The organism is Gordonia sp. WA4-43 (genome assembly GCF_020520305.1).
GTDB classification, from domain to species: Bacteria; Actinomycetota; Actinomycetes; order Mycobacteriales; family Mycobacteriaceae; genus Gordonia; species Gordonia hongkongensis.
The window spans coordinates 2,502,279-2,524,504 of the sequence record NZ_CP084736.1; the positions used below are offsets into that span (position 1 = coordinate 2,502,279).

Genomic DNA, 22,226 nt, shown 5'->3' on the forward strand with positions numbered 1-22,226 from the left:
AAGCCCCATCAGTCCCACTTGTTCAGTCAGAGCCGGTGCGCCCGAGTCACTCATGACCCGTTCCCCGAGGAGCGAGCTTGCGAGCGTCAATGCCTGCTCCCTGAGAAGCCGCCATCACACCTGCGGTACTGCGGACTTTCGGATCGGGGCGCGGAAAGGCTCGTCGAACGACCAGACCGATGGCGACGGCCGCGACCGCGGCGTAGACGACGCCGGTGACGATGGCGCCACCGAGGGTCCCGACTGCCTGGCCGGCGACACCGTCGAGCACCACCATCACACCCGCACCGCTGTAGGCGAAGGCGGAGAACCGCGACGCCACACGGCCCTGCTCGACGGCGCCGAGACCGCGGGTGACAGCGGCGAGCGCCACTCGGTACCCCCCGGCCTGACCGATCCCGCCGACGACCGTACCCAGGACGATCACGTCGAGCCGGCCGAGGACGAGACCCACCACCGCCGTGGACCATCCGACGACCAGGAGCACCCCGACCGCCGGTAACGTCGTCACGAGCCGCACCCCCACGCCGGCGAGACTCGCGACCATCGAGACCAACAGACATGCGCCACCGACACATTGGGACACGAGGAGCGAGTCGCTCGCTCCGGCGGTGAGGATCGCGGCGGGCATCGCGCCCACCGCGAGCGCACCGATCGCCCACGCCAGCGCGCCGACCAGATAGGCACCGGGATCTCGACGACGGGTGCCCGCGACGTCGAGGTCGCCGGTGTGAGCGTCGAGGTCGCCGTTGTGGACGTCGAGGTCGCCGGTGTGAGCGTGTGTCGACTGCGGCGCGAAGCCGTCGTCCATCGACGAATCATTGCCATACGCAAGCAAACCGGGAGCCAGACGCAGACCGACGAGCAAGACGATCAGGCATACGGCAGTCGCCACGGCGTGGATCGCGTACACCGTGACCAGCTGCCAGGGCAGGAACACGGCTATCGCGATGGCCGCAACCAGCCCGCTTCCGGCGCCGATGAGCGAACCGGAGGCGATGAACGCACGACCCCGTTCGCCGCGGGCGGCCACCATGATAGCCGCGGCGGCGCCCGTGCTCAGGCCCACCGACGCCCCGGTGAGGAACCGTCCCGGAAACAGCAGCACGTCGACCGATGCGCCGACGATCTGCAGGAGGTCGCCGACGATCGCCGCGAGGAGGGCGAACGGTAACACCGTGCGGCTGTGCCGGATGAGCGGGCCGCGAGCCGAGATCAACAGGATGATGATCAGGGCGATGAAGTAGGTGGCGAACAGCACCGACGCCGCGGCGGGCCCTAACCCATGGGTGTCCATGTATCCAGGGAGCAGTGGCGTCATCGCGTTCGAGCCGCAGATGGCGAGAATGAACCCGACCCCGGAAGCGCCTGCGAGCACACGGATTCCACGGTCGGATCTCAGAGCGATTGCCATGGGGAGAACTCAAACCGACGTCTGTGACCATCGGGCAACCCCGTCGTGGCCGTCGTATTGCGCACCTCGTCGCCACGACGCCGAGGCGCTGACCTGCCACGTTCTGGCGGGTGACGACGATGGCGCCGGTCGCGCCGGAGACTCAGCCCACGGGGCGAAGGTCCGGAGTCGCCCGCGGACGGGGTCCCCAGTACCTCTCGACCCAACTGTCCGACCCGGCCGGCTCATCGGTCTCGGTGATGTCCCAGTCCACGAACCCGTGTAGATCGCCCGCCATCTCGACGATGACGTCGCGCAGTTCGAGGGGCTCCAGCCAGCGCGGCGGGATGGCCTCGACCCCGTCGCGCGCACCCAGCAGGTTGCCTGCGATCGCGCCGGTGGAGTCCGAGTCGCCGTCGTGATTGACCGCGATGATCACCGCGTCCTCGAGGTCGTCGGCCACCAGCGCGGAGTAGACGGCGATCGCGAGCGCCTCCTCTCCGACCCAGCCCTCGCCGAGGCGCGTGATCGCCGCCTCGTGGGACAGGCCCGAACCGGCAAGGCTTTCCGCGGCCTCGACGGCGGTGAGGGTCTCCTCGTGACCGGAACGATTCCGGAGGATGCCTTTCGCCGTCGCCAGCGCCTCCGGCAGGCCGGCCCCGACGATCAGCTCGCGAACCGCGACCGCGAGAACGCCGGCGGGAAGCGAACCGGAGGGATGGCCGTGGGTGAGCGCCGCGAGTGTGGTCGCGAGGTCGAAAGTGCCTGCGGCAGACCAGTCCGCGCGGGCCGCGAACAAACCGACCGGCGCCACCCGCATGACACCTCCGCAGCCCTTGCTGTCGTTGTCGGCCGGGGCGCCCGGACGAGTGGTCACCCGGAGCGCCTCGAGACAGGTGGTGCCGGGTGCCCGCCGGCTGTGCAACTGCTGGTGCCCTGCCAGCCAACTGGACCGTTCGGTCGTCGCCAGCACGCCGTGCCGCGGATGGCCGCCCTGCGTGATGAACCACCGCAGGTATGCGCGGGCCGTCGTGGCCGCATAACAGGAGATGCCTCCCGCGCAGTCGCGCGCCCAGGCGCGCAGCAGACCCTCCGCGGTGAACAGCGTCATCTGCGTGTCGTCGGTGATGGTGCCGAGGCCGCCGTACGCCTCGGAGTAGGAGGTGATGCCCGCGGGTCCGAACCTCTCCAGGATCGCGTCCCGAGTCGAGAACTCGACTGAACCGCCCAGCGCGTCGCCGGCAGCGCCGGCGAGCAGACATCCGGTGAACCGATCCATGTTCGCCCCCTGTGCTTTCCCCGGCGTTCATCCATGGTCACACGGCTGCGTCGACTCTGCTGGACAGCGGACCGTGAACGGGTACTTTCAGAGGACCTCGAGACGAAGGGGCTCCGATCGTGCTCTCCCTCATTCCCGGTTCACAGCGACGCACCCTGGACGAGATCGTCGAGCGCCTCGACTTCTCCGTCGGAGACGGCACCGCCAAGCGCAGCGCGTTCTGGCTGATGCTCACCCTGTCGGGCATCATCGCCGTGTCGGGAGTCGTCGCCGACAGCACGGCGACCGTCATCGGGGCGATGATCGTCGCGCCGCTGTCGACACCGATCCTCGGCATCGGACTCGGAATCGCCACCGGCCGTGGTCGACTCGTGCTCGCGAGTGTCGGTTACGTGCTCGCCGGGGTCATCCTGGTGACGATCCTGGGCGTCGTGTTCGCCCAGTTGCTACCCAACCCGACGAACGTGCTCTCCAACTCACAGGTGCTGGGCCGGACGTCACCGACGCTCGTCGACCTCCTGGCCGCCCTCGCCACCGGCCTCGTCGGCGCGATCGCCATCACCCGTCGCGACGTCGGTGATGTGCTGCCCGGCGTGGCCATCGCCATCTCCCTGGTGCCGCCACTCGGGGTCGTCGGCGTCTGCCTGGGGTCGGGAGCCCCGTCGCTCGCACTGGGCGCCTTCGTGCTGTTCGCGTCGAACGTGGTCGCGATGATCATCACGAGCCTCGTCGTGTTGACGATCGCAGGCTATGGCCGAGAGGCCGCCGATCTCGCCGGTGCGGAACATCCGAGGGCCCCTCGACGCCGGGCCTACGCGGCACTGGCCGTAGCTCTCGTCGTCGTCACCGTCCCGATGGTCGCGAACTCGCTCTCGTCACTGTGGTCCCGGCAGATCGCGACCGCGGCGGAGTCGTGGCTCGGATCGGGCGGGAACGACTCGTCCGAGGTCACCGGTGTCAGCTGGACCGGCAGTACGGTCACCGTCAGTGTGCTCGCCCCACGGGACCTGCCGCCGATCGACGAGCTCCAGACGACGGTCGACGAGTTGGTCCCCTGGGACCCCGAGGTCGTCGTCGTCCACACGGTCGGCGAGCGGTCGGGCGCCGACTGAGCTGAGGGTGCCGAACCCCGGCGAGGCATCTGCGCTTCTGACAGAGTGGTACGTACGCATCGCTCACCGAGAACGTCACCGTACGCACTCAACCGAGAATCGACGAGGTCAAGCACATGGCTCTCTCTCGAGACGCATCCCCTTCAGTGGCACAGGCGAATTCGTCCGCCCACGATCACCTCCCGTTCCAGGACACACGCGACCTGGACGCCACCACGCGCGGACTCGTCGCCGAACTCGATCCCCCCGCCATCGCCGGCCAGGACGGGAAACCGGTGTGGGATTGCGAGGAATTCTCCTTCCTCGCCGACGAGGCGCCTGCCACCGCCCACCCCAGCTTGTGGCGGCAGTCGGGTCTCGTTGCCCGACAAGGCCTTTTCGAGGTGACAGATCGGATCTACCAGATCCGTGGCCTGGACCTGTCGAACATGACCGTCGTCGAGGGCGACACCGGCGTCATCGTCATCGACCCACTGATCTCGCAGGAGACCGCAGCCGCCGGCCTGCGCCTCTATCGGGAGCATCGTGGTGATCGGCCGGTGACCGCGGTCATCTACACCCATTCGCACATCGACCATTTCGGCGGTGTCAAGGGAGTCACCACCCAGGAGGCCGTCGACGCCGGCGAGTGCCATGTCATCGCGCCGGCAGGCATGGTCGAGCACGCGGTCGCCGAGAACGTCTACGCCGGAACCGCTATGGGGAGACGAGCCGCCTACATGTACGGCGCCGCGCTGCCCAGGGGCCCGCGCGGTGCGATCGGCGCGGGCCTCGGCCAGTCCACGTCAACCGGAACAGCGACCCTGATCTTGCCGACCCTCGACGTCACCACCACCGGGCAGACCGAGACCGTCGACGGCGTCACCATCGAATTCCAGTTGACCCCCGGCACCGAGGCACCCGCCGAGATGAACTTCTACTTCCCACAGATGCGCGCCCTCTGTATGGCCGAGAACGCGACCCACACCCTGCACAACCTGCTCACCTTGCGCGGTGCACTGGTCCGTGATCCGCACGTGTGGTCGCGCTACCTGACCGAGGCGATCAACGATTTCGCGGCGCGCTCCGACGTGCTCTTCGGCGCATCACTGGCCCACCTGGGGCACCGCGGAGCTCACGGAGTTCCTGTCCCTCCAGCGCGACCTCTACGGATACCTCCACGATCAGACCCTTCGGCTGCTCAACGAGGGTCGGACCGGTCTCGAGATCGCTGAGGACATCGCGTTACCTCCCGCGCTCGCGAACGCCTGGCACACGCACGGCTACTACGGCTCGGTGAGCCACAACGTCAAGGCCATCTACCAGCGTTACATGGGATGGTTCGACGGGAATCCGGCGCATCTCTGAGAGCATCCGCCGGTGGAATCGGCGAAACGGCATGTCGAGTTCATGGGCGGTGCGGACGAGGCGGTCCGAAAGGCCCGCCGATCGTTCGACGACGGTGACTTCCGATGGGTCGCCCAGGTCCTGAACTACGTCATCTTCGCCGACCCGACACACGCGGAGGCGCGAAGTCTCCAGGCGGACACGCTCGAGCAACTCGGCTACGGCTCCGAGAACGGCACCTGGCGCAACTTCTATCTCATGGGCGCATACGAGTTGCGCAACGGGCCGGTTGGGACTCCGACCACGGCTGCGGCCGCCGACATCGCGAGTGCCATGTCGGTCGATCAGCTCTTCGACGCCGTCGCCCTGCGAGTCGACGGGCCGGCGGCCTGGGACGCCCACATCGTCCTCGACTGGCACATCACCGACGCCGACCGACGTCACCGATCGGAGTTGCGCAACGGCCTCCTGGTTCATTTCGACGTGGATCAGGCAAGCGCTGACGACCCCGTCGCCGCCACGTTCACCCTGACCAAGCAGACCCTGCTGACGCTGCTCCTCGGGCTCGTGGATCTCGGTACGGCCGTCGAAGCGGGCGACGTCGGCGTCGACGGTGATCCGAGTGCATTCGGCGAACTCGCCGGCTACCTGGACGACCCGGATCCCGATTTCGCGATCGTGACACCCTAGTTCCCGCCGGGCGGCCCGGCCGACCCGACCGAGGGTGACACCGCTCGAACACACGTGCGAAACTGACTGGGTGGGCATGAAGTGGATTGGCGGGGACAACGGCCAACCACACCGGCCCGCCTTCGTGCGGGTCGGCCACAAGGCGGTGCTCATCGACCTTGGCGCGCTCTACCCCAATGCACCGCATTTCAGCGGCGAGTACCACCCCGACGGTTTACAGATCCGGTCGGTGCACCTCGGCGTCCTCACCGAGTGGGGGCGCGACGAATGGGGTGCCTGGTACGGCAAGGTGACCTACACGATCACCTCGAAGGACCGACAGGAGAAGGTCACACACTGGGTGCCGTCGTGGGCGTTGCGCCCGGCCGGTGACCGGCCGCCCGGGCGACGGTGAACGACCCGAGCCGCGAGCGAAGCGCCCCCGACCTGAGGAGCGAGCTTCGCCTCCTGCTCCCTGAGGAGCGAGCTTGCGAGCGTCACCCCCTGCTCCCTGAGGAGCGAGCTTGCGAGCGTTACCTCCTGCTCCCTGAGGAGCGAGCTTGCGAGCGTCACGAAGGGTCCTGGTGAGACGGGTTGCGCGACCCTTCGTGACGCGCCCTCCGCAAGCTCCGGGCGCTCCTCAGGGAGCAGAGGGGTGACCCTCCGCAGGGAGCAGAAGGTGGGCCCTGCGCAGGGAGCAGAAGGGTGACCCTCCGCAAGCTCCGGGCGCTCAGCGGATGAGCGGGTCGCGCGGCAAGCCGAGGATGCGTTCGGCGATCTGGTTGCGGGTGATCTCCGACGTCCCGCCGGCGATCGACATCCCGCGGGCACCGAGGATCAGCAGGCCGGCCAGCTTGCCGGGACCGGACGAGAACGCGACGTCGGGTCCGAGCAATTCCGCGGCCAGATGCGCGCGGTCGCTGAGATGCTCGGCGAGAAGCAGTTTCGTCACATTTCCCTCGGGTCCGGGAGCGGCGCCGACGACCGATCGGGCGGCGCGACGCAGATTCAGCAGTCGCAGCGCATCCTCGACGGCGAGGAACTCACCGACCTTCGTCGCCGCCCCCTCGACCCGGTCCCCGTAGCCCTGGACGAGTGCCACCATCTGCTGGACCGCACCCTCGCTACCCGGCGCACCGCCGCCGATGCTGACCCGCTCGTTACCGAGGGTTGCGCGGGCCACGGCCCAGCCGTCGTTCGGTGTGCCCACCACGTCTTCGTCAGGGACGAAGACGTCGGTGAAGAACACCTCGTTGAACTCGGACCCGCCGGTGATCTGCCGCAGCGGACGTACCTCGACACCGGGCGCCGACATGTCGATCAACACCGCGGTGATGCCCTTGTGCTTGGGGGCTTCCGGGTCGGTCCGCACCGTTGCCAGCCCTCGCCGGCACAGGTGGGCGCCGCTGGTCCAGACCTTCTGGCCGTTGATGCGCCAGCCGCCGTCGACGCGCGTGGCCCTCGTGCTGACCGCCGCCGCGTCCGACCCCGCACCGGGCTCGGAGAACAACTGACACCACACCTCGTCCCCGAGCAGCGCCGGACGGACGAACCGGTCGATCTGGTCCTGCGTGCCCTGCTGGATGAGGGTGAGGATGACCCACCCGGTGATGCTGTAATCGGGCCGCTTCACACCCGCGGTCGCCATCTCCTCCTCGATGACGAGTTGTTCGACGGAATCCGCGGCGCGTCCCCACGGCCTGGGCCAATGCGGCATGACGTAACCGGTGTCGATGAGCTTCTCGCGCAGCGCGGACTCGCCGACGCCGGCGATCTCGGCGATGTCGGCTCGAACGCGCGCACGCAGTTCCTCGGCCTCGGGTGGGAGGTCGAGGCTGTTGGCACGGGTGACGCCGCCTGCGGAGAACTCGTACACGTCACGAGCCGGCTGTTGTCCGCCGAACAGCGCCTGCAGCACAGTGGCGCGGCGCAGATGCAGGTGCGCGTCGTGTTCCCAGGTGAAGCCGATGCCGCCGTGCACTTGGATGTTCAGCTCGGCGTTCGCCGTGTAGGTGGGCAGTGCCAGCGCGGCCGCCGATGCCGCGACCAGCCCGAGCGCGTCGGCGTTCTCGTCGGCCGCTCGCGCCGCGTCCCACACAACCGCGGTGGCGGCCTCCGCGCCGACGAGCATGTTCGCGCAGTGGTGCTTGACGGCCTGGAACGTACCGATGGTCCGGCCGAACTGTTCGCGGACCTTCGCGTAGGCCACCGCGGCGTCCAGCGCGTCCCGCGCCCCGCCGACGGCTTCGGCCGCGACCAGCGTCCGGGTGAGCGCCAGCGCGGTGGCCGCCAGTCTCGGCAGACGGACGGCGGCGGCACTCGACAGCGACACCCTCGCCGACAATCGGGTCGGGTCCAGATCGGCGTGCGCGCCCACCTCGACACCCGAGTCCGACGACTCCACCACCAGCACATCGTCGTCGCCGATGAGTACCAGCAGATCCGCGAGCGGTGCGCCGAGTACCGCGTCGACCTGACCGGAGACCGCCCCACCGGCCTCGGTCAGTCCCGGCACCACCGCGACACCCGCGGTGACCGTGCCGTCGACGAGCGACCGCAGCCAGCGGGCACGCGTCTCGTCGTCGGCATGAGTCAGGATCGCCGAGGCGATCACGGTGGGCAGGAACGGACCAGGCGCCACCGCGCGGCCCAATTCCTCTGTCACGACGACCGATTCGGCGATCCCGAAACCAGAACCGCCGTATTCCTCGGCGACGTGCAGACCCAGCCATCCGAGTTCGGCGATCTCCGCCCAGAACGTGGGTCTGGCCTCCTCGAGCGCGTCGAGTCGGTCGCGCGCCTGCGCCCGCACCTTTCGGTCGACGGCGAATTCGCGCACCACCGAGGCGAGTTCGACGTGGTCATCGGTCAGGGCAATACTCATGGCGACTCCCGGGATCGTCGGTCACCCGATCACACCATCTACCCCCGGTCCGGGGTGGACGCTTGAGACAAACTCATCGAATCCGTTCCCGACGCGCCCGTTGCACGACCGGGTCCGGGAACGGCACGGCATCGACGAGGTCCCTGGTGTACCGGTCCTCGGGCGGTGAGGACGGTGCGCGTTCCGGCCGATGTCCGTCGTGAGATCGACGACGCGGCGGAGGCCTCGGCGGACTGAAGCGTTCCGATCACCGTGAGCGTTTCCCTCGATCGCACCACCGTCGCGGTGGTCTGATGAATTCGATTGCCATCAAACGATATTGAGAAGAGGACGAGAGATGGCCCTGGCGCAGATCGAGGACCGGACCGAGCGCGAGCAGGCAGCTCAGCAGATCTACCGCGACGCGGGGATCACCGTTGACAAGCTCGGCGAGCACATCGGGGCACGGATCGGCCAGGTGCGGCTCGGCGGCGACCTCGCCCCGGAGCAGGTGGAGGCGATCCGCCTGGCGCTGGCGATCAACAAGACGATCGTCTTCGAGGGCCAGGACCAGCTCGACGACGACAGCCAGTACGCGTTCGCCGAACTCCTGGGCGATCCCACCGCACCTCATCCGACGGTGACCTCACGCGGCGAACAGCTGCTGACCATCGAAGGCGCCGCGAACAGCTGGCACTCCGATGTGACGTTCGTCGATCGCATCCCGAAGGCGTCCATCCTCCGGGCGGTGACGCTGCCGAGCTACGGCGGCGCGACGACCTGGGCGTCGACGGTGGCCGCCTACGAGCAGCTGCCGAAACCGCTGCGCGCGTTGACCGAAGAGCTGTGGGCCACCCACACCAATCTGTACGACTATGTCGGCCAGAAGGAGCCCTCGGGTGGTGTCGACGTCAGTCGCAAGGCCGAGCACTATAAGGAGTTCACCAGCTCCGAGTACCAGACGCTGCACCCCGTCGTCCGCGTCCATCCCGAGACCGGCGAACGCAGCCTGCTGCTCGGACACTTCGCCAAGGAGTTCCGCGGCCTCAAGAGTTCCGAGTTCGCCGACCTCTACCAGCTCCTCCAGGCGCGTATCACGAAGCTGGAGAACACCTTCCGGTGGAACTGGAAACTGGGCGACGTGGCGATCTGGGACAATCGCGCCACGCAGCACTACGGCATCGCCGACTTCGGCAACCAGCAGCGTGAACTGCACCGCATCACCCTCGCCGGCGATGTGCCCGTCGACGTCCACGGTCAGGCGAGCCAGGTTCTCCAGGGCGACGCGACGCACTACTCGGTCGTCGAAGAACCCGCGCGGCTGTCGGTGTTCGCGGCCTGACCCCTCAGGGCCGGTCGCCCTCGGCGACCGGCCGTTCCGGGTCCGACGACCACTGCGAGAACGATCCGGGGAACAGGGTGGCGTCGATCCCCGTGACGGCGAGCGCCGCGATCTGGTGCGCGGCATTGATCCCGGAACCGCAGTAGACGACGACATCGGAGCCGGCCCCGCCGTCGATACCGCGATCTGCGAACCGGCGTCGTAGCTCCTCCGCCGGACGGAAGCGGCCGGAGGTGTCGACGTTGTCCGCCGTCGGGACACTGATCGCCCCGGGGATGTGGCCGGCGCGCGGATCGACCGGTTCGACGTCGCCGCGATAGCGTTCGGCGGCCCGGGCGTCGAGCAGGTGTGCCGGCCCGGCCGCGACGTCGTCGATGGTCGCGACCGGCAGGTGTCCGGCGCTCAGGGTCACGTTGCCCGCTCGCGGCCGACCGCCGTCGCCCGTCGTCGTGCGCAGGCCTTCGGCACGCCACGCGGCGAGACCACCGTCGAGAAGTCGCACGTCGGCGACACCCGCCCACCGCAGCAGCCACCAGGCGCGCGCGGCCGCGAGGTTGCCGGAGTCGTCGTACACCACCACCGGGACGGCGTCGTCGATCCCCCATCGCCGGGCCGCCTCCTGGAGGTCGGCGACGTCGGGCAGCGGATGCCTGCCGCCGACCGGTCCGGAGGGCGGGGCCGCCAGTTCGGAGTCGAGGTCGACGTAGACCGCACCGGGGATGTGACCCTCGCGATAGGCGTGCCGACCATCGAAGTCGCCCAGTTGCCAGCGCACGTCCAGCAGGATCGGCGGAGTCGCCAGCAGCATCTCGGCCAGCTCGAGCGGGGTGATGAGGACCTCGGCCATGGCGGCGAGGGTACCAACGCGAACCGATGGCAGAATGGGGCAATCCGCCCATGACCGGGCACCTGGGCCTCCGTCGCCCTGTCGTCACCACCCTCAGGAGTCCATCCCGTGGCGTTGTTTCCTGCCGTCGTCTTCGGACTCATCACCTTCTGGCTGCACCGGCGCATCGTCCGCGCGACCGCGATGCCGCGCCCCTGGTCGATCATCGCCGACGTGGCGCTGGTCGTCCTGTGGGCGCTCGCCCTCATCGGCTTCGCCACCGGACGGGTGCTCGACCCGTCGTGGGCGCGGCCCATCGGCACGATCGGGCTGATCTGGCTCGCCGCCGTCTTCTACCTGTTCCTCGGCCTCGCGGTGGTGGGCCTCGTGTCGTTCGCCGCACACGTCGTCCGCTGGATCCGGCGACGACGATCCGGAGTGCAGGACAACCCCTCGCTCGCGGCCCGTCGGCTCAGCAAGCTCCGGGTCGCCACAGCCGCGGTCGTGATCATCGCGCTCGGGGTCACCGGCTACGGGGTGTGGGAAGCATCTCGCCCCCAGGTCGTCGACGTCGACGCCACGTTCGCGAGTCTGCCGCCGCAGTTCGACGGAACGCGCATCGCGGTGATCTCCGACCTGCACGTCGGCCCGGCCCGCGACGCGTCGTTCACCCAGCGCGTCGTCGACGACGTCAACGAGCAGAAGCCGGATCTCGTCGTCCTCGTCGGCGACCTCACCGACGGCACCATCCCGAACGTCCGCGACACCCTCGAACCCCTCGCCGACCTCCGAGCGCCGCTCGGGGTCTTCGGTGTCAGCGGCAACCACGAGTACTACGCCGACGACGGTGGTCGGTGGCTCGACGTCTGGGAGGAACTCGGGGTCCGCACGTTGCGCAACGCACGGGTGCCCATCGAAGTCGACGGCGCGACCATCACGCTCGCCGGCGTCCACGACGCCACCGCCCCGGAACCGTACGAGCCCGACCTCCCGGCGGCTTTGGCGGGAACGTCTCCCGAGGACTTCACCCTGCTACTCGCCCACCAGCCCAAGCAGGCCGTCGAGGCATCCGATCTGGGTGTCGACCTCCAGCTGTCCGGGCACACGCACGGCGGCCAGCTCTGGCCCATCCGCTACCTCGTCCGTGCCCAGCAGCCGACGATCACCGGGCTGGACCAGATCGGGAACACCACGATCTACACCACTCGCGGCGCCGGCGCCTGGGGCCCGCCGGTCCGTGTCCTCACGCCGCCGGAGATCACGATCCTCACGCTGCGATCGGCGTCTTCTGCCTCCTGATCCGAAAGAACCACATAACCGCAGGTCCCAGCCCCTTGCTCCCTGAGGTGCGAGGAGCGATAGGGACCCAACCCCTGCTCCCTAATCCGAAGAGTTAGGTGAGGTGGCTGCTCAGGCCGCTCCGTGGGGTGTGATGGTGACGTCGTATCCGAGTTTGTGTAGGTCGTAAATGGCGCGGTTCTTGGTGCGTTCGGGGTGGCGTTGCTGGTGGTAGTCGGGGCCGGGTTCGTCGTAGACGACGTTGTCGGTGAGCATGATCCAGACCACGGCGAGCAGGGTGTGCTCGAGGGCGACGATCGCTTTGGGTTTGCCGCGAGAGCGGACCAGGCGCCGGTACTTGGCGTTGAGGAACGTGCCTTTGTGGCTGGCGATCGATAACGCTGTAGCCCCGAGAGCACCTTTGAGGTGACGGTTACCGGGGCGGGTTTTGACGTTTTTGACCCGTCCGGCGGATTGGTGCTGGCCGGGGCAGACTCCCGCCCACGAGGCCAAATGGCCTGGTGTGGGGAACTGGGCCATCTGGCCGCCGGTCTCGGCGATGATCACATCGGCGGTGGTGGTGGAGATACCCGGGATCGTGCAGATCAGGTCGCGTTTGGCTTGAAACGGCGCCATCACCTTCTCGATGCGCTCGGTCAACGCGTCGATCCGGGTGGTGTGTTCGGTGATGAAATCCAGATGCAACTCGACCAGGAACGCGTGGTGGTCGGTGAAGCGGCCCTGCAACGCCTGGGTCAACGCGGGGATTTTGCGGCGGAGTTGTTTCACCGACAACTCCGCCAACACGGCGGGATCGCGTTCACCCTTGACCAGCGCCTGCAACATGAATCGTGACGAGACCCCGTTGATATCGGAGACCACCACCGACAGTTTGATGCCGGCGTCTTCGAGGACTTTCTCCAACCGTTGAATCTCGCGGCCGCGTTCGCGGGTGATCGCGGTGCGGGTGCGGGTCAGATCGCGTAACCGTCGGATCGGTTCGGGCGGCACGAACGAGGCCCGCAACAGCCCGTGGGCGGCCAGCTGCGCCAGCCACGCCGCATCCGACACATCGGTTTTGCGGCCCGGGAGGTTCTTGGCGTCGTGGGCGTTGACCAGCATCACCTCGAACGGGGCGTCTTCGAGGAGGTAGTAGAACGGTTTCCAGTAGTCGCCGGTGGCTTCCATGACCACACACGTCACCTGCTCGGCGATCAGATAGTCCCGCAGCCGCAGAATGTCGCCGCTCATCGACGACCAGGTCGTGGTCTCTTGCACGGTCTTTCGGCCCGGACTAGCCAGGCGGACACAGACTTTCACATCCTTTTTCGACACATCCATCCCGGCGCATCGGGGATGCAGCACTTCCATCTCGGTTTCCTTTCGAGTCCTCGGAAGTGGGCTGCGGACGGGGCAAACAAATGCAGGAGTCTAATCCGCGTGCTCGTAGCAACAATCCACGATTCCCGTGGCAGGCCCCGCGCCTCACACTGAGGTACTGGCTCTTCGGCACAAGGGAGGAATTCAAGGTCACCGCATCCCACCCCTCCACTATCAACCCCCCACGCGCCGGTGACCAGCACGAACTCTTCGACCCCCACGACGGCCGCCAGGCCGCAGATACTGAGGTGCGAGCGAAGCGAGCCACGAAGGGTGTAGCAACGTATCTCGCCAGCCCTTCGTGGCTCGTCGCTTGCGCTCCTCGCACCTCAGGGACCAGGTGTTTTGCTGTTCTTTCGGATTAGCGAGCAGGATGGGGCTCGCTCTCGAGGAGCAGCGGCTCAGCCGTTGATATCGGAAGGATGGGTCGCCAGTGGGGTGACCTTGATCCGCATGTACGGGAACAGCGGCAGACCTGACAGCAGGGTGTGCAGTTCGTCGTTCGACTCGACGTCGAAGATCGAGTAGTTGGAGTACTCCCCGACGATCCGCCAGATGTGCGGCCACTTGCCGGCGCGTTGTAATTCCTGGGAGTACGCCTTCTCCCGTGCGACCGTGTCGGCCCGCACGTCGGGGTCGAGGTCGTCGGGAATGGAGACGTCCATCCGCACGTGGAACAGCATTACTTCGCCGGGTCCAGCACGAAGTCGTAGGAGACGGTGAAGCCGCCCTTGCCGTCGTCCTGCGGGTCGAGCACCAGTTCGGGCTTGACGGCGCTGGCGACGTCGTCGTCGTTGTGCGGGTCGCCCGGGAAGTACAGCTGTGCGGTGAGCTGCTCGTGGCCCGGCGCCGAGACCTTGAGGTGCAGGTGCGCGGGACGCCACGGATGCCAACCGGCCGCGGAGATCATCTTCCCGCACGAGCCATCGGTCGGGATCATGTACGGCGCAGGCCGGATGGTGGTGATCTCGAAGCGGCCCTCGTCATCGGCGGTGAAGGTGCCGCGCAGATTCCACTCCGGGATTCCCGGCGCGAACTGCGAGTAGAAGCCGTCGTCGTCGGCGTGCCAGAGTTCGACAGTGGCGCCGGCGAGGGCGGTACCGTCGCACGACCGGACCTGGCCGGTCCACACCAACGGATCGCCGGGCTCGTTGTCCCGCATGGGCAGAGTGCCCTTGGCGCCGAGTTCCGGAGCGTCCGGGACGTAGTACGGGCCTTCGATGCTGCCCTTGTTGCCCTGACGATGCGAGGTCGCGACGTCCTCGACGACGTGCTCCACCCAGACGTCGAGGAACAGCGGCCACTCGCCGTCCTCACCGACGTTGATGAGCCACGCCTTGAGCGCGTTGTACTCGTCGTAGGTCACCTTGTGCTTCCGGATCACCTCGTGCACGCCCGCGAGGACCTCGTTGATGAGGGTCGAGACACGTTCCGGCGCAGTGTCCTTCACTGCCTCGAACGGAGACTTGTCCGCGTGGAACCGCTCGGTGGCGGAGGCGCCGGACGCCGCGGCGGTGGCGACTTCCTGGGGATGCTCGGTGGTGGTCATGTTCTTCTCCTTGCTACTGGGTTCGCGGGGCTGCCACGAGACGTGTTGTGGGCGTGCGGGTCTAGTTGTCGGTGCGATAGCGGTCGAGCTTGACCGGATCGATCTCGAAACCGATGCCCGGCGCGGTCGAACGGTGCAGGTGGCCATCGCGGATTTGCAACGGCTCGGTCAGCAGGTCGTCGCTCATGTCCAGGAAGTTCGACAGCTCACCCGCGTAGCGCGAGGTCAGCTCGAAGGCGCTGCCGAAGGCGAGCGTGCACGCCGTCCCGATCTGTCCGTCGATCTGGTTGCCCATGACGACTGGAATGCCCAACCCCTCGGCGAGGTGATGCGTGCGGCGTGAGGTGGTGAAACCCGACCGCGCGGTCTTGATGCTGACGGCGGTCGCCGACCGGCCGAGGATCTCGCGGGTGACGTCGGCCGGCGTGGGCACCGATTCGTCGGCAATGAACGGCACCGGCAGCTGTTCGACGAGCCACCGGCGACCGAGCACATCGGCTGCGTCGCAGAGCTCTTCGGCGAACAGCAGATCGAGGTCGGCCATCTCCCGCATGGCTCGAGCCGACTCGGCTGCGGTCCAGCCCCGATTGCCGTCGACGTAGAGTTCGACGTCGCTGCCGAACCGCTCGCGGAGCGCGCGGACGACCGCGGTGTCGAGGGATGCCGGGTGACGTCCGACCTTCACCTTGAAGGTGCGGATCCCGTAGATGTCGACCATCTTCTCGGCTTCGGCGACCATCGCGGCCGGCTCGGCGAAACCGAGCATGTGACTGACGCGCATCCGGTCGGTGTAACCGCCGAGCATGTCCCCCACGGGCAACCCCAGGACCTTGCCCAGCGCATCCCAGATCGCCATGTCCACAGCGGATTTCGCGGCCGGGTTGCCGACCGTGCGAGCCATCCGGGCGGTGACCACCTCACGCTCGAGCAAGGTGAGGCCGACGACCGCGGGCGCGAAGATGCCCTTGATCACGGCGATGATGCCGTCCTGGGTCTCGCCGTAGGTGAACGGGCGGGGCGGCGCCTCGGCGACGCCGACCACGCCGGCGTCGGTGTGCACCCGGACCAGCACGTGGGTCGCGGCGTGCACCTCGCCGGAGGCGAACCTCAGCGGCTTCACGTACGGGATGGCGAACGGAATTGCCTCCACAGCGGTGATTTTCACGGTTTCTCTCCAGATCGAGCACCCAGTCGGGTCCTCACGGAACGGTGGTCGGCAACTGGGTGTCGCGCGACTCTGCGGCGGCGGAATCGGCGAAGGCAGAATCGGCGAAGGCAGCGGCGATGACGTCGGCGACCGCGGTGACGACCGGGTCGTCGGAACCCGATCGCCAGGCGAGTGCGACCTCGACAGTGTCGGCATCGACGAGGTCGCGCACCACCAAACCGTCGAGCGGAAGTGACCGTACCGAGGCCGGGAGCACGGCGACCCCCAGCCCGGCGGCGACCAGGGCCAGCAACACCGCGGTACCCGGCGCCTGGTGCGCCCGGTGGGGAACGAAACCCGCTGCGCGACAAGTCCGTATTGCGGCGTCGTTGACGGCGGAGTCCCGGCTGTCGTACAGCACGAACGGCTCATGGCGGAGGTCGGCGACGGAGACCACGGGCTCGGCGGCCAGTCGGTGATCGACCGACACCGCGAGAACCATCGGCTCGACATCGATGACCGTCGTGTCGATGTGCTCCCCGATCGCCGGCGGGCGCAGGATCCCGAGGTCGAGGGTGCCGGCGCGCAGGGCGTCGCACTGGCCCGGCGTGAGCATGTCCGACTGGATACGAAGATCCACATCGGGCAACTCCCGCTTGACGACCCGCGCGATGCGAGGCAGATGGGAGAACGCGGCGATACCGGTGATACCGACCCGGACGAGGCCGCTGCGGCCGGCGGCGATCCGACGCACGCCGTCCACGGCTTCGTCCACGCCGGCGAGAATTCGCTCGGCCTGGGCCCTGAGGTACTGCCCGGCCGGGGTGAGCGACACCTGACGGGTGGTCCGCGTGAACAGGGTGACGTCGAGCTCGGCCTCGAGCTGGCGGATTGCGTACGACAGCGCGGGCTGTGCCACGTGCAACGACTCCGCCGCCTGCCCGAAATGACAAGTGTCGGCCACGGCGGCGAAGTACCGCAAGTGCCGTAGCTCCATGACCCGCCTCGTCTCGTACTGATCGACACCGCGGTTGTGACCGCGGACACGTCTCACGGTAGAGCGTCGATCCATACATGACAAAGACACAAATTGCGTCGATTGATCGACGCCATCGATCAATAGGTTGCTTGGCCAGGACTGGCAATTGCCCGGGTGTGATCGCCGCCACGTGCTGCCACAGTGCAGAGAGCAGCCCACTCTCTGGAGGTATACGACCATGACCGCGTCCGTATCGGAACACTTGAACCATGTGAACTCGGTCCTCGGCGACGCGGTCGTCGACGACCGAGACGCCGGTGTCTACCGCGCCAACCGGCGGATCTTCACCGATGAGGACATCTTCGAGTTGGAGATGAAGCACATCTTCGAGGACAACTGGATCTATCTCGCTCACGAGAGCCAGGTCCCCGAGCCTGGCGACTACTTCACCACCTACATCGGCCGGCAGCCCGTCGTCATCACCCGCGACAAGAACGGCGAGTTGCACTGCCTGATCAACGCCTGTGCGCACCGCGGCGAGATGATCTGCCGGCGCAAGACCGACAACCGGATGACACTGACCTGCCCGTTCCACGGCTGGACGTTCCGCAACGACGGGACCCTTCTGAAGGTCAAGGATCCCGATGGGGCCGGTTACCCCGACACCTTCGACGTCGACGGCTCGCACAACCTGACCAAGGTCGCCCGCTTCGACAGTTACCGCGGCTTCCTGTTCGGCAGTCTGAACGACGACGTCAGTTCGCTCGCCGACCATCTCGGCGACACCCGCGTCGTCATCGACATGCTCGTCGACCAGTCCCCCGACGGACTCGAGGTCCTGCGCGGCGCATCGACGTACACCTTCGACGGGAACTGGAAGGTACAGGCGGAGAACGGGGCCGACGGCTACCACGTCACCGCCACCCACTGGAACTACGCGGCCACCACGTCTCGTCGCGGCACCGGTGAGTCGACGAACGACACCAAGGCACTCGACGCCGGCGGCTGGGGGAAGTCCGGCGGCGGCTACTGGTCCTACCCCAACGGTCATCTGTGCCTGTGGACATGGGCGGCCAACCCGCAGGACCGGCCGCTGTGGGATTCGCTGGAGCAGCTCAAGGAGATCCACGGCGACGCCAAGGGCGAGTTCATGGTGAAGGGGTCGCGCAACCTGTGTCTGTACCCGAATGTCTATCTGATGGACCAGTTCTCGACGCAGATCCGCCACTTTCGTCCGATCGCGCCGGACAAGACCGAGGTGACGATCTACTGCATCGCGCCCAAGTGTGAGAGCGACTCCGCGCGGGCTCACCGCATCCGCCAGTACGAGGACTTCTTCAATGCGTCCGGAATGGCGACTCCCGACGACCTCGAGGAGTTTCGGTCGTGCCAGCTCACGTTCCGGGCGCAAGCCGCGCCGTGGAACGACATGAGCCGCGGTGCCGAGCACTGGCTCACCGGTCCCGATCCCGTCGCCGAATCGCTGGGCATGACCGGGGTCATCTCGGCCGGCGTCAAGAACGAGGACGAGGGGCTCTACCCGGTCCAGCACGGTTACTGGCTCGAGCGGATGCGCGCAGCTGCCGCGAAGGAAGAGGCGGCGGCCGAACAAGCAGCGGCCCCAGCCCAGTAGACCGCCGCCCAGCCCACCGCCCTGAAGGAGAGCACCATGACCACCGCTGAGACCAATTCCGCCGCTGTCGATCCCGCCGGGTCGGGCACATCCACCGGCGGAACGCTCATCACCCAGAACATGATCGAGCAGTTCCTGTACCGCGAGGCCCGCTACCTCGACGACCGCGAATTCGAGAAGTGGCTCGACTGCTACGCCGACGACGTCGTGTACTGGATGCCGGCCTGGGACGACCGTGATCGTCTCACCGAGAACCCGCACCGCGAGATCTCGCTGATCTACTACGGCAACAAGGGCGGCCTCGAGGACCGGGTCTTCCGCATCCGCACCGAGCGGTCGTCGGCGACCTCACTGCCCGAACCCCGGACGAGCCACAACATCGGCAACGTCGACGTCATCGAGCGGCGCGGTGATCTCGTCGACGTCCGGTTCAATTGGCACACCATGTATTTCCAGTACAACACGGTGGACCCGTACTACGGGACCTCCTTCTACACGATCGACTTCTCCGGCGAGCAGCCGTTGATCCGGCGCAAGACGATCGTGCTGAAGAACGACTACATCCACCACGTGGTGGACATCTACCACTTCTAGGACCCGTCCATGACTGTCACCACCGACAACGGCTTCGGCGCCGACCTGCGCGCCCCCGACGGCGAGGCCACCATCCATCGGGTGGCGCTGTCCTTCGAAGACGGTGTCACGCGGTTCATCTCGTGCCGCGAGGATCAGACCGTCGCCGACGCCTCCTACCGTCAGCGGATCAACATCCCGCTGGACTGCCGCGACGGGGCCTGTGGAACGTGTAAGTCGTTCTGCGAGTTCGGCGATTTCGACGGCGGGGTATACATCGAGGACGCGCTCTCCGACGACGAGTCCGCCGCGGGCTATGCGCTCCCCTGTTGCATGAAACCCAAGTCCGATCTCGTGCTGCAGATCCCGGCGACCTCCGATGTCGCCAAGACCCAGGCGTCCCGTTTCACCGGCACCATCGTCGAACTCGATCGGCTCTCGGACTCGACCATGCGTCTCGAGGTCCGGATCGAGAACCGCGGGGAGCTGGCGTTCCTGCCCGGACAGTACGTCAACATCGAGATCCCCGGCAGCGACGACGGCGAGGGCACCCCGGTGACCCGGTCGTACTCGTTTGCCAACGGCCCGCACGAGGACCGTCTCATCTTCCTCATCAAGCTGAGTCCCGGCGGCGCGATGTCGACCTACCTGACCGACCGCGCCGCGCGCGGCGAGGAGATCGCGTTCACCGGTCCGCACGGATCGTTCTTCCTGCGCGAGGCCACCCGCCCCGTGCTGCTGCTCGCCGGCGGCACCGGCCTCGCGCCGATCTTGTCGATGTTGCGGAAGCTGCACGCCGACAACAGCCGTCGCAAGGTCCATCTCATCTACGGGGTGTCCACCGACACCGATCTGGTTGCCCTCGACGAGATCGAGTTCTTCGCCGAGCAGCTGCCCGGTCTGACGTGGGACCACTGTGTCTCGGACCCGGCGAGTTCCGCGGTCAACAAGGGCTACGTGATGAGCCTGATCGAGCCGGCCCATCTGTACGACGGGGATGTCGCGATCTACCTGTGCGGTCCGCCGCCGATGGTGGAGTCGGTCCGCAAGCACGTCGCCCAGGCCGGCATCGCGCCGACGGGCTTCTACTACGAGAAGTTCGCGCTCGCGGCGCGTCCGGAGGCCGGTGCCGAGACCGGCACGGTCCAGGAGACCGAGGCGCTCAGCGACGAAGCCGCCCCGGTGGCGGCGCCGGAGGCGAGACCGGCGCCCGCGCCGGACGCCGACGACCCGATCATCGTGGCGTCCGACGCCCGGTCGATCGCCGGTCAGCAGACCCTTCCGGCCGCCGATCTCGCGTCGTGGTCGGGCACCCGGCCGGCCGTTGGCGCCGACGACTCGCTGACCCGCATCGCGGGACAGCCGCTGTGGCACAGCGAATCCGATGACCGCGGACTGGACTCCGATGCGGGGTTGCTGCGACCGACGGCGTCGCATCCGGCGGGTCCGGCACGGTCGATCGCCGGGCAGGAGGTGTTCGCGCCGTCGAGCCTGGAACCGCTGCACGAAGCGGTTCCCGCGGTGGCGACCGAAACGCCCACCGTCGGGGACACCGTGGCGGGACCGGCAGTCGTCGGTTCGCAGGGCTACCAGATCGGCGAGGAGCATCCGGCGATTCACGAGTGGGACGCCCTGTTCGAGGCCCGGGCCGCCCTGGAACTGGGCGCACTCGAGCTGACGTTCGGGCGCTTGTCCACGCAACAGTTGGCCGGTTACCGTCTGCTCGCCGACGCCACGGTGCCGTACGTGGACGGTGATCGCTTCGTCGATGCCGCGGAGTACACCGAGACCAACGCCGCGTTCCACGACTATCTCTTCGCCCAGACCGGTAACGATCACCTGCTCGAGGCCTACAAGGCGCTCGGCGTCAAGGGCCGCATGAGTGAGGTGCTACGGAACGCGACCTGGTGTCACCCGTTGTGCGCGCAGGACCACATCGAAATCGTCTCGGCGTTCGAGGCCGGGGACCACGACGCGGCACGAGCACTCATCACCGCACATGCCGACCGGTCGAAGGAGACCATGCGCCGAGCGATGGCCGACGAATTGGTTTCGCGTCGAACGCGTTTCGTCACCCCGGGCCGGTTCGCCGGCAAGGTCGTCGTCATCACCGGTGCCGCGCAGGGGATCGGCGAGCAGACCGCCCGGCGAATCAGCGCCGAGGGCGGCAAGGTCGTCCTCGCCGACCGATCGGAACTGGTCGCCGAGGTGGCCCGCGATCTCGAAGCGAACGGTCCCGGCGCGGCAGCCGCCATCGCCGATCTGGAGGGTTTCGGCGGCGCCGAGTCGGTGATCCGGCAGGCGTTGTCCACGTACGGTCGGGTGGATGTGCTGATCAACAACGTGGGCGGCGCCATCAACTTCAAACCGTTCGTCGAGTTCACCGAGGAGCAGATCCGGGCCGAGATCGACCGGTCGCTGATGACGACGCTGTACGCGTGCCGGGCGGTTCTGCCGTCGATGACACGCGCCGGGGGCGGGGTGATCGTCAATGTCTCCTCGGCGGCGACGCGAGGCATTCACCGGATCCCGTACTCGGCGGCGAAGGGTGCGGTGAACGCGTTGACCGCGTCATTGGCGATGGAGTACGCCGACGACGGCATCCGAGTGGTCGCCACGGCGCCGGGAGGCACCGAGGCACCGCCGCGTCGGATCTCACGCGGTACACCGGAGCCGCGCAACGAGATCGAGTCACAGTGGTATCAGGCCCACATCGACCAGACGATCGCGTCGTCGTCGCTGCACCGGTACGGCACCCTCGACGAGCAGGCGGCCGCCATCTGCTTTCTCGCTTCCGACGAGGCGTCGTACATCACCGGGACCGTGCTGCCCGTCGCCGGCGGCGATCAGGGTTGAGCTGCTGACTAGTATGGACCG

Annotated in this window: 16 protein-coding genes and 1 pseudogene; 8 read left to right on the forward strand and 9 right to left on the reverse strand. The window is 67.6% G+C overall.

All coding sequences use genetic code 11. The features are described 5' to 3' along the window. Positions 1-46 precede the first annotated feature (46 nt). Together LEL84_RS11190 and LEL84_RS11195 are read right to left on the reverse strand one after the other, a co-directional pair. Positions 47-1,414, reverse strand: coding sequence for an MFS transporter (locus LEL84_RS11190; RefSeq protein WP_226514089.1), 1,368 nt, complete (start codon positions 1,412-1,414; stop codon positions 47-49). A gap of 142 nt (positions 1,415-1,556) precedes the next feature. Beyond that, positions 1,557-2,672, reverse strand: coding sequence for an ADP-ribosylglycohydrolase family protein (locus tag LEL84_RS11195; protein ID WP_226514090.1), 1,116 nt, complete (start codon positions 2,670-2,672; stop codon positions 1,557-1,559). 119 nt (positions 2,673-2,791) lie between these two features. Between LEL84_RS11195 and LEL84_RS11200 the strand changes: the two genes are divergently transcribed. From LEL84_RS11200 to LEL84_RS11210, 3 genes and pseudogenes are all read left to right on the forward strand, one after another. After that, the gene (locus LEL84_RS11200) at positions 2,792-3,784 is read left to right on the forward strand and encodes a TIGR00341 family protein (protein ID WP_226514091.1); all 993 of its coding nucleotides are present in this window, start codon (positions 2,792-2,794) and stop codon (positions 3,782-3,784) included. Positions 3,785-3,900: 116 nt separating this feature from the next. Further along, positions 3,901-5,800, forward strand: a pseudogene (locus LEL84_RS11205) (alkyl/aryl-sulfatase). Positions 5,801-5,876: 76 nt separating this feature from the next. Continuing rightward, positions 5,877-6,194: a hypothetical protein gene (locus LEL84_RS11210; protein ID WP_010842754.1), complete on the forward strand. Its 318-nt coding sequence runs from the start codon at positions 5,877-5,879 to the stop codon at positions 6,192-6,194. 315 nt (positions 6,195-6,509) lie between these two features. Here LEL84_RS11210 and LEL84_RS11215 read toward each other — a convergent pair whose 3' ends face one another. Then, positions 6,510-8,663 carry an acyl-CoA dehydrogenase gene (locus LEL84_RS11215; protein WP_226514092.1) on the reverse strand — a complete coding sequence of 718 codons (2,154 nt, stop codon included), beginning with the start codon at positions 8,661-8,663 and terminating at the stop codon, positions 6,510-6,512. Between the two features lie 337 nt (positions 8,664-9,000). Here LEL84_RS11215 and LEL84_RS11220 point away from each other — a divergent pair, with 337 nt between their 5' ends. Then, positions 9,001-9,984, forward strand: coding sequence for a TauD/TfdA dioxygenase family protein (locus tag LEL84_RS11220; protein ID WP_226514093.1), 984 nt, complete (start codon positions 9,001-9,003; stop codon positions 9,982-9,984). Between the two features lie 4 nt (positions 9,985-9,988). Here the strand turns inward: LEL84_RS11220 and LEL84_RS11225 are convergent, their stop codons facing one another. After that, positions 9,989-10,831: a sulfurtransferase gene (locus tag LEL84_RS11225; RefSeq protein ID WP_226514094.1), complete on the reverse strand. Its 843-nt coding sequence runs from the start codon at positions 10,829-10,831 to the stop codon at positions 9,989-9,991. Positions 10,832-10,939: 108 nt separating this feature from the next. Between LEL84_RS11225 and LEL84_RS11230 the strand changes: the two genes are divergently transcribed. Further along, on the forward strand, positions 10,940-12,109 hold the full coding sequence (locus LEL84_RS11230) for a metallophosphoesterase (RefSeq protein WP_226514095.1): 1,170 nt from the start codon (positions 10,940-10,942) through the stop codon (positions 12,107-12,109). 111 nt (positions 12,110-12,220) lie between these two features. On the opposite strand, the gene LEL84_RS11235 is transcribed toward LEL84_RS11230, so the two are convergent. The 5 genes from LEL84_RS11235 to LEL84_RS11255 form a co-directional block, all read right to left on the reverse strand. Further along, a complete protein-coding gene (locus LEL84_RS11235; protein ID WP_226514096.1) occupies positions 12,221-13,459 on the reverse strand; it encodes an IS110 family transposase in 1,239 nt (412 codons plus the stop codon). Between the two features lie 410 nt (positions 13,460-13,869). Next, a complete protein-coding gene (catC, locus tag LEL84_RS11240; protein WP_226514097.1) occupies positions 13,870-14,151 on the reverse strand; it encodes a muconolactone Delta-isomerase in 282 nt (93 codons plus the stop codon). After that, entirely contained in the window at positions 14,151-15,017 is an 867-nt protein-coding gene (gene catA / locus LEL84_RS11245) for a catechol 1,2-dioxygenase (protein ID WP_058249760.1), read from the reverse strand. The genes catC and catA overlap by 1 nt, the downstream gene beginning before the upstream one ends. A 61-nt stretch (positions 15,018-15,078) precedes the next feature. After that, positions 15,079-16,182, reverse strand: coding sequence for a mandelate racemase/muconate lactonizing enzyme family protein (locus LEL84_RS11250; protein WP_226514098.1), 1,104 nt, complete (start codon positions 16,180-16,182; stop codon positions 15,079-15,081). A 34-nt stretch (positions 16,183-16,216) separates the two neighbouring features. Then, the gene (locus tag LEL84_RS11255) at positions 16,217-17,161 is read right to left on the reverse strand and encodes a LysR family transcriptional regulator (RefSeq protein WP_226514099.1); all 945 of its coding nucleotides are present in this window, start codon (positions 17,159-17,161) and stop codon (positions 16,217-16,219) included. Positions 17,162-17,381: 220 nt separating this feature from the next. On the opposite strand from LEL84_RS11255, the gene benA reads away from it, so the two are divergent. Genes benA through benC form a run of 3 tightly spaced genes read left to right on the forward strand, consistent with a single transcriptional unit; the run spans position 17,382 to position 22,205 of the window. Beyond that, positions 17,382-18,776 (forward strand): benzoate 1,2-dioxygenase large subunit, encoded by a 1,395-nt coding sequence (gene benA, locus LEL84_RS11260; RefSeq protein ID WP_226514100.1) that lies wholly within the window; start codon positions 17,382-17,384, stop codon positions 18,774-18,776. Between the two features lie 36 nt (positions 18,777-18,812). Continuing rightward, the gene (gene benB / locus LEL84_RS11265; RefSeq protein ID WP_280360190.1) at positions 18,813-19,370 is read left to right on the forward strand and encodes a benzoate 1,2-dioxygenase small subunit; all 558 of its coding nucleotides are present in this window, start codon (positions 18,813-18,815) and stop codon (positions 19,368-19,370) included. A gap of 9 nt (positions 19,371-19,379) precedes the next feature. Continuing rightward, the gene (gene benC / locus LEL84_RS11270; protein ID WP_226514101.1) at positions 19,380-22,205 is read left to right on the forward strand and encodes a benzoate 1,2-dioxygenase electron transfer component BenC; all 2,826 of its coding nucleotides are present in this window, start codon (positions 19,380-19,382) and stop codon (positions 22,203-22,205) included. Positions 22,206-22,226 lie beyond the last annotated feature (21 nt).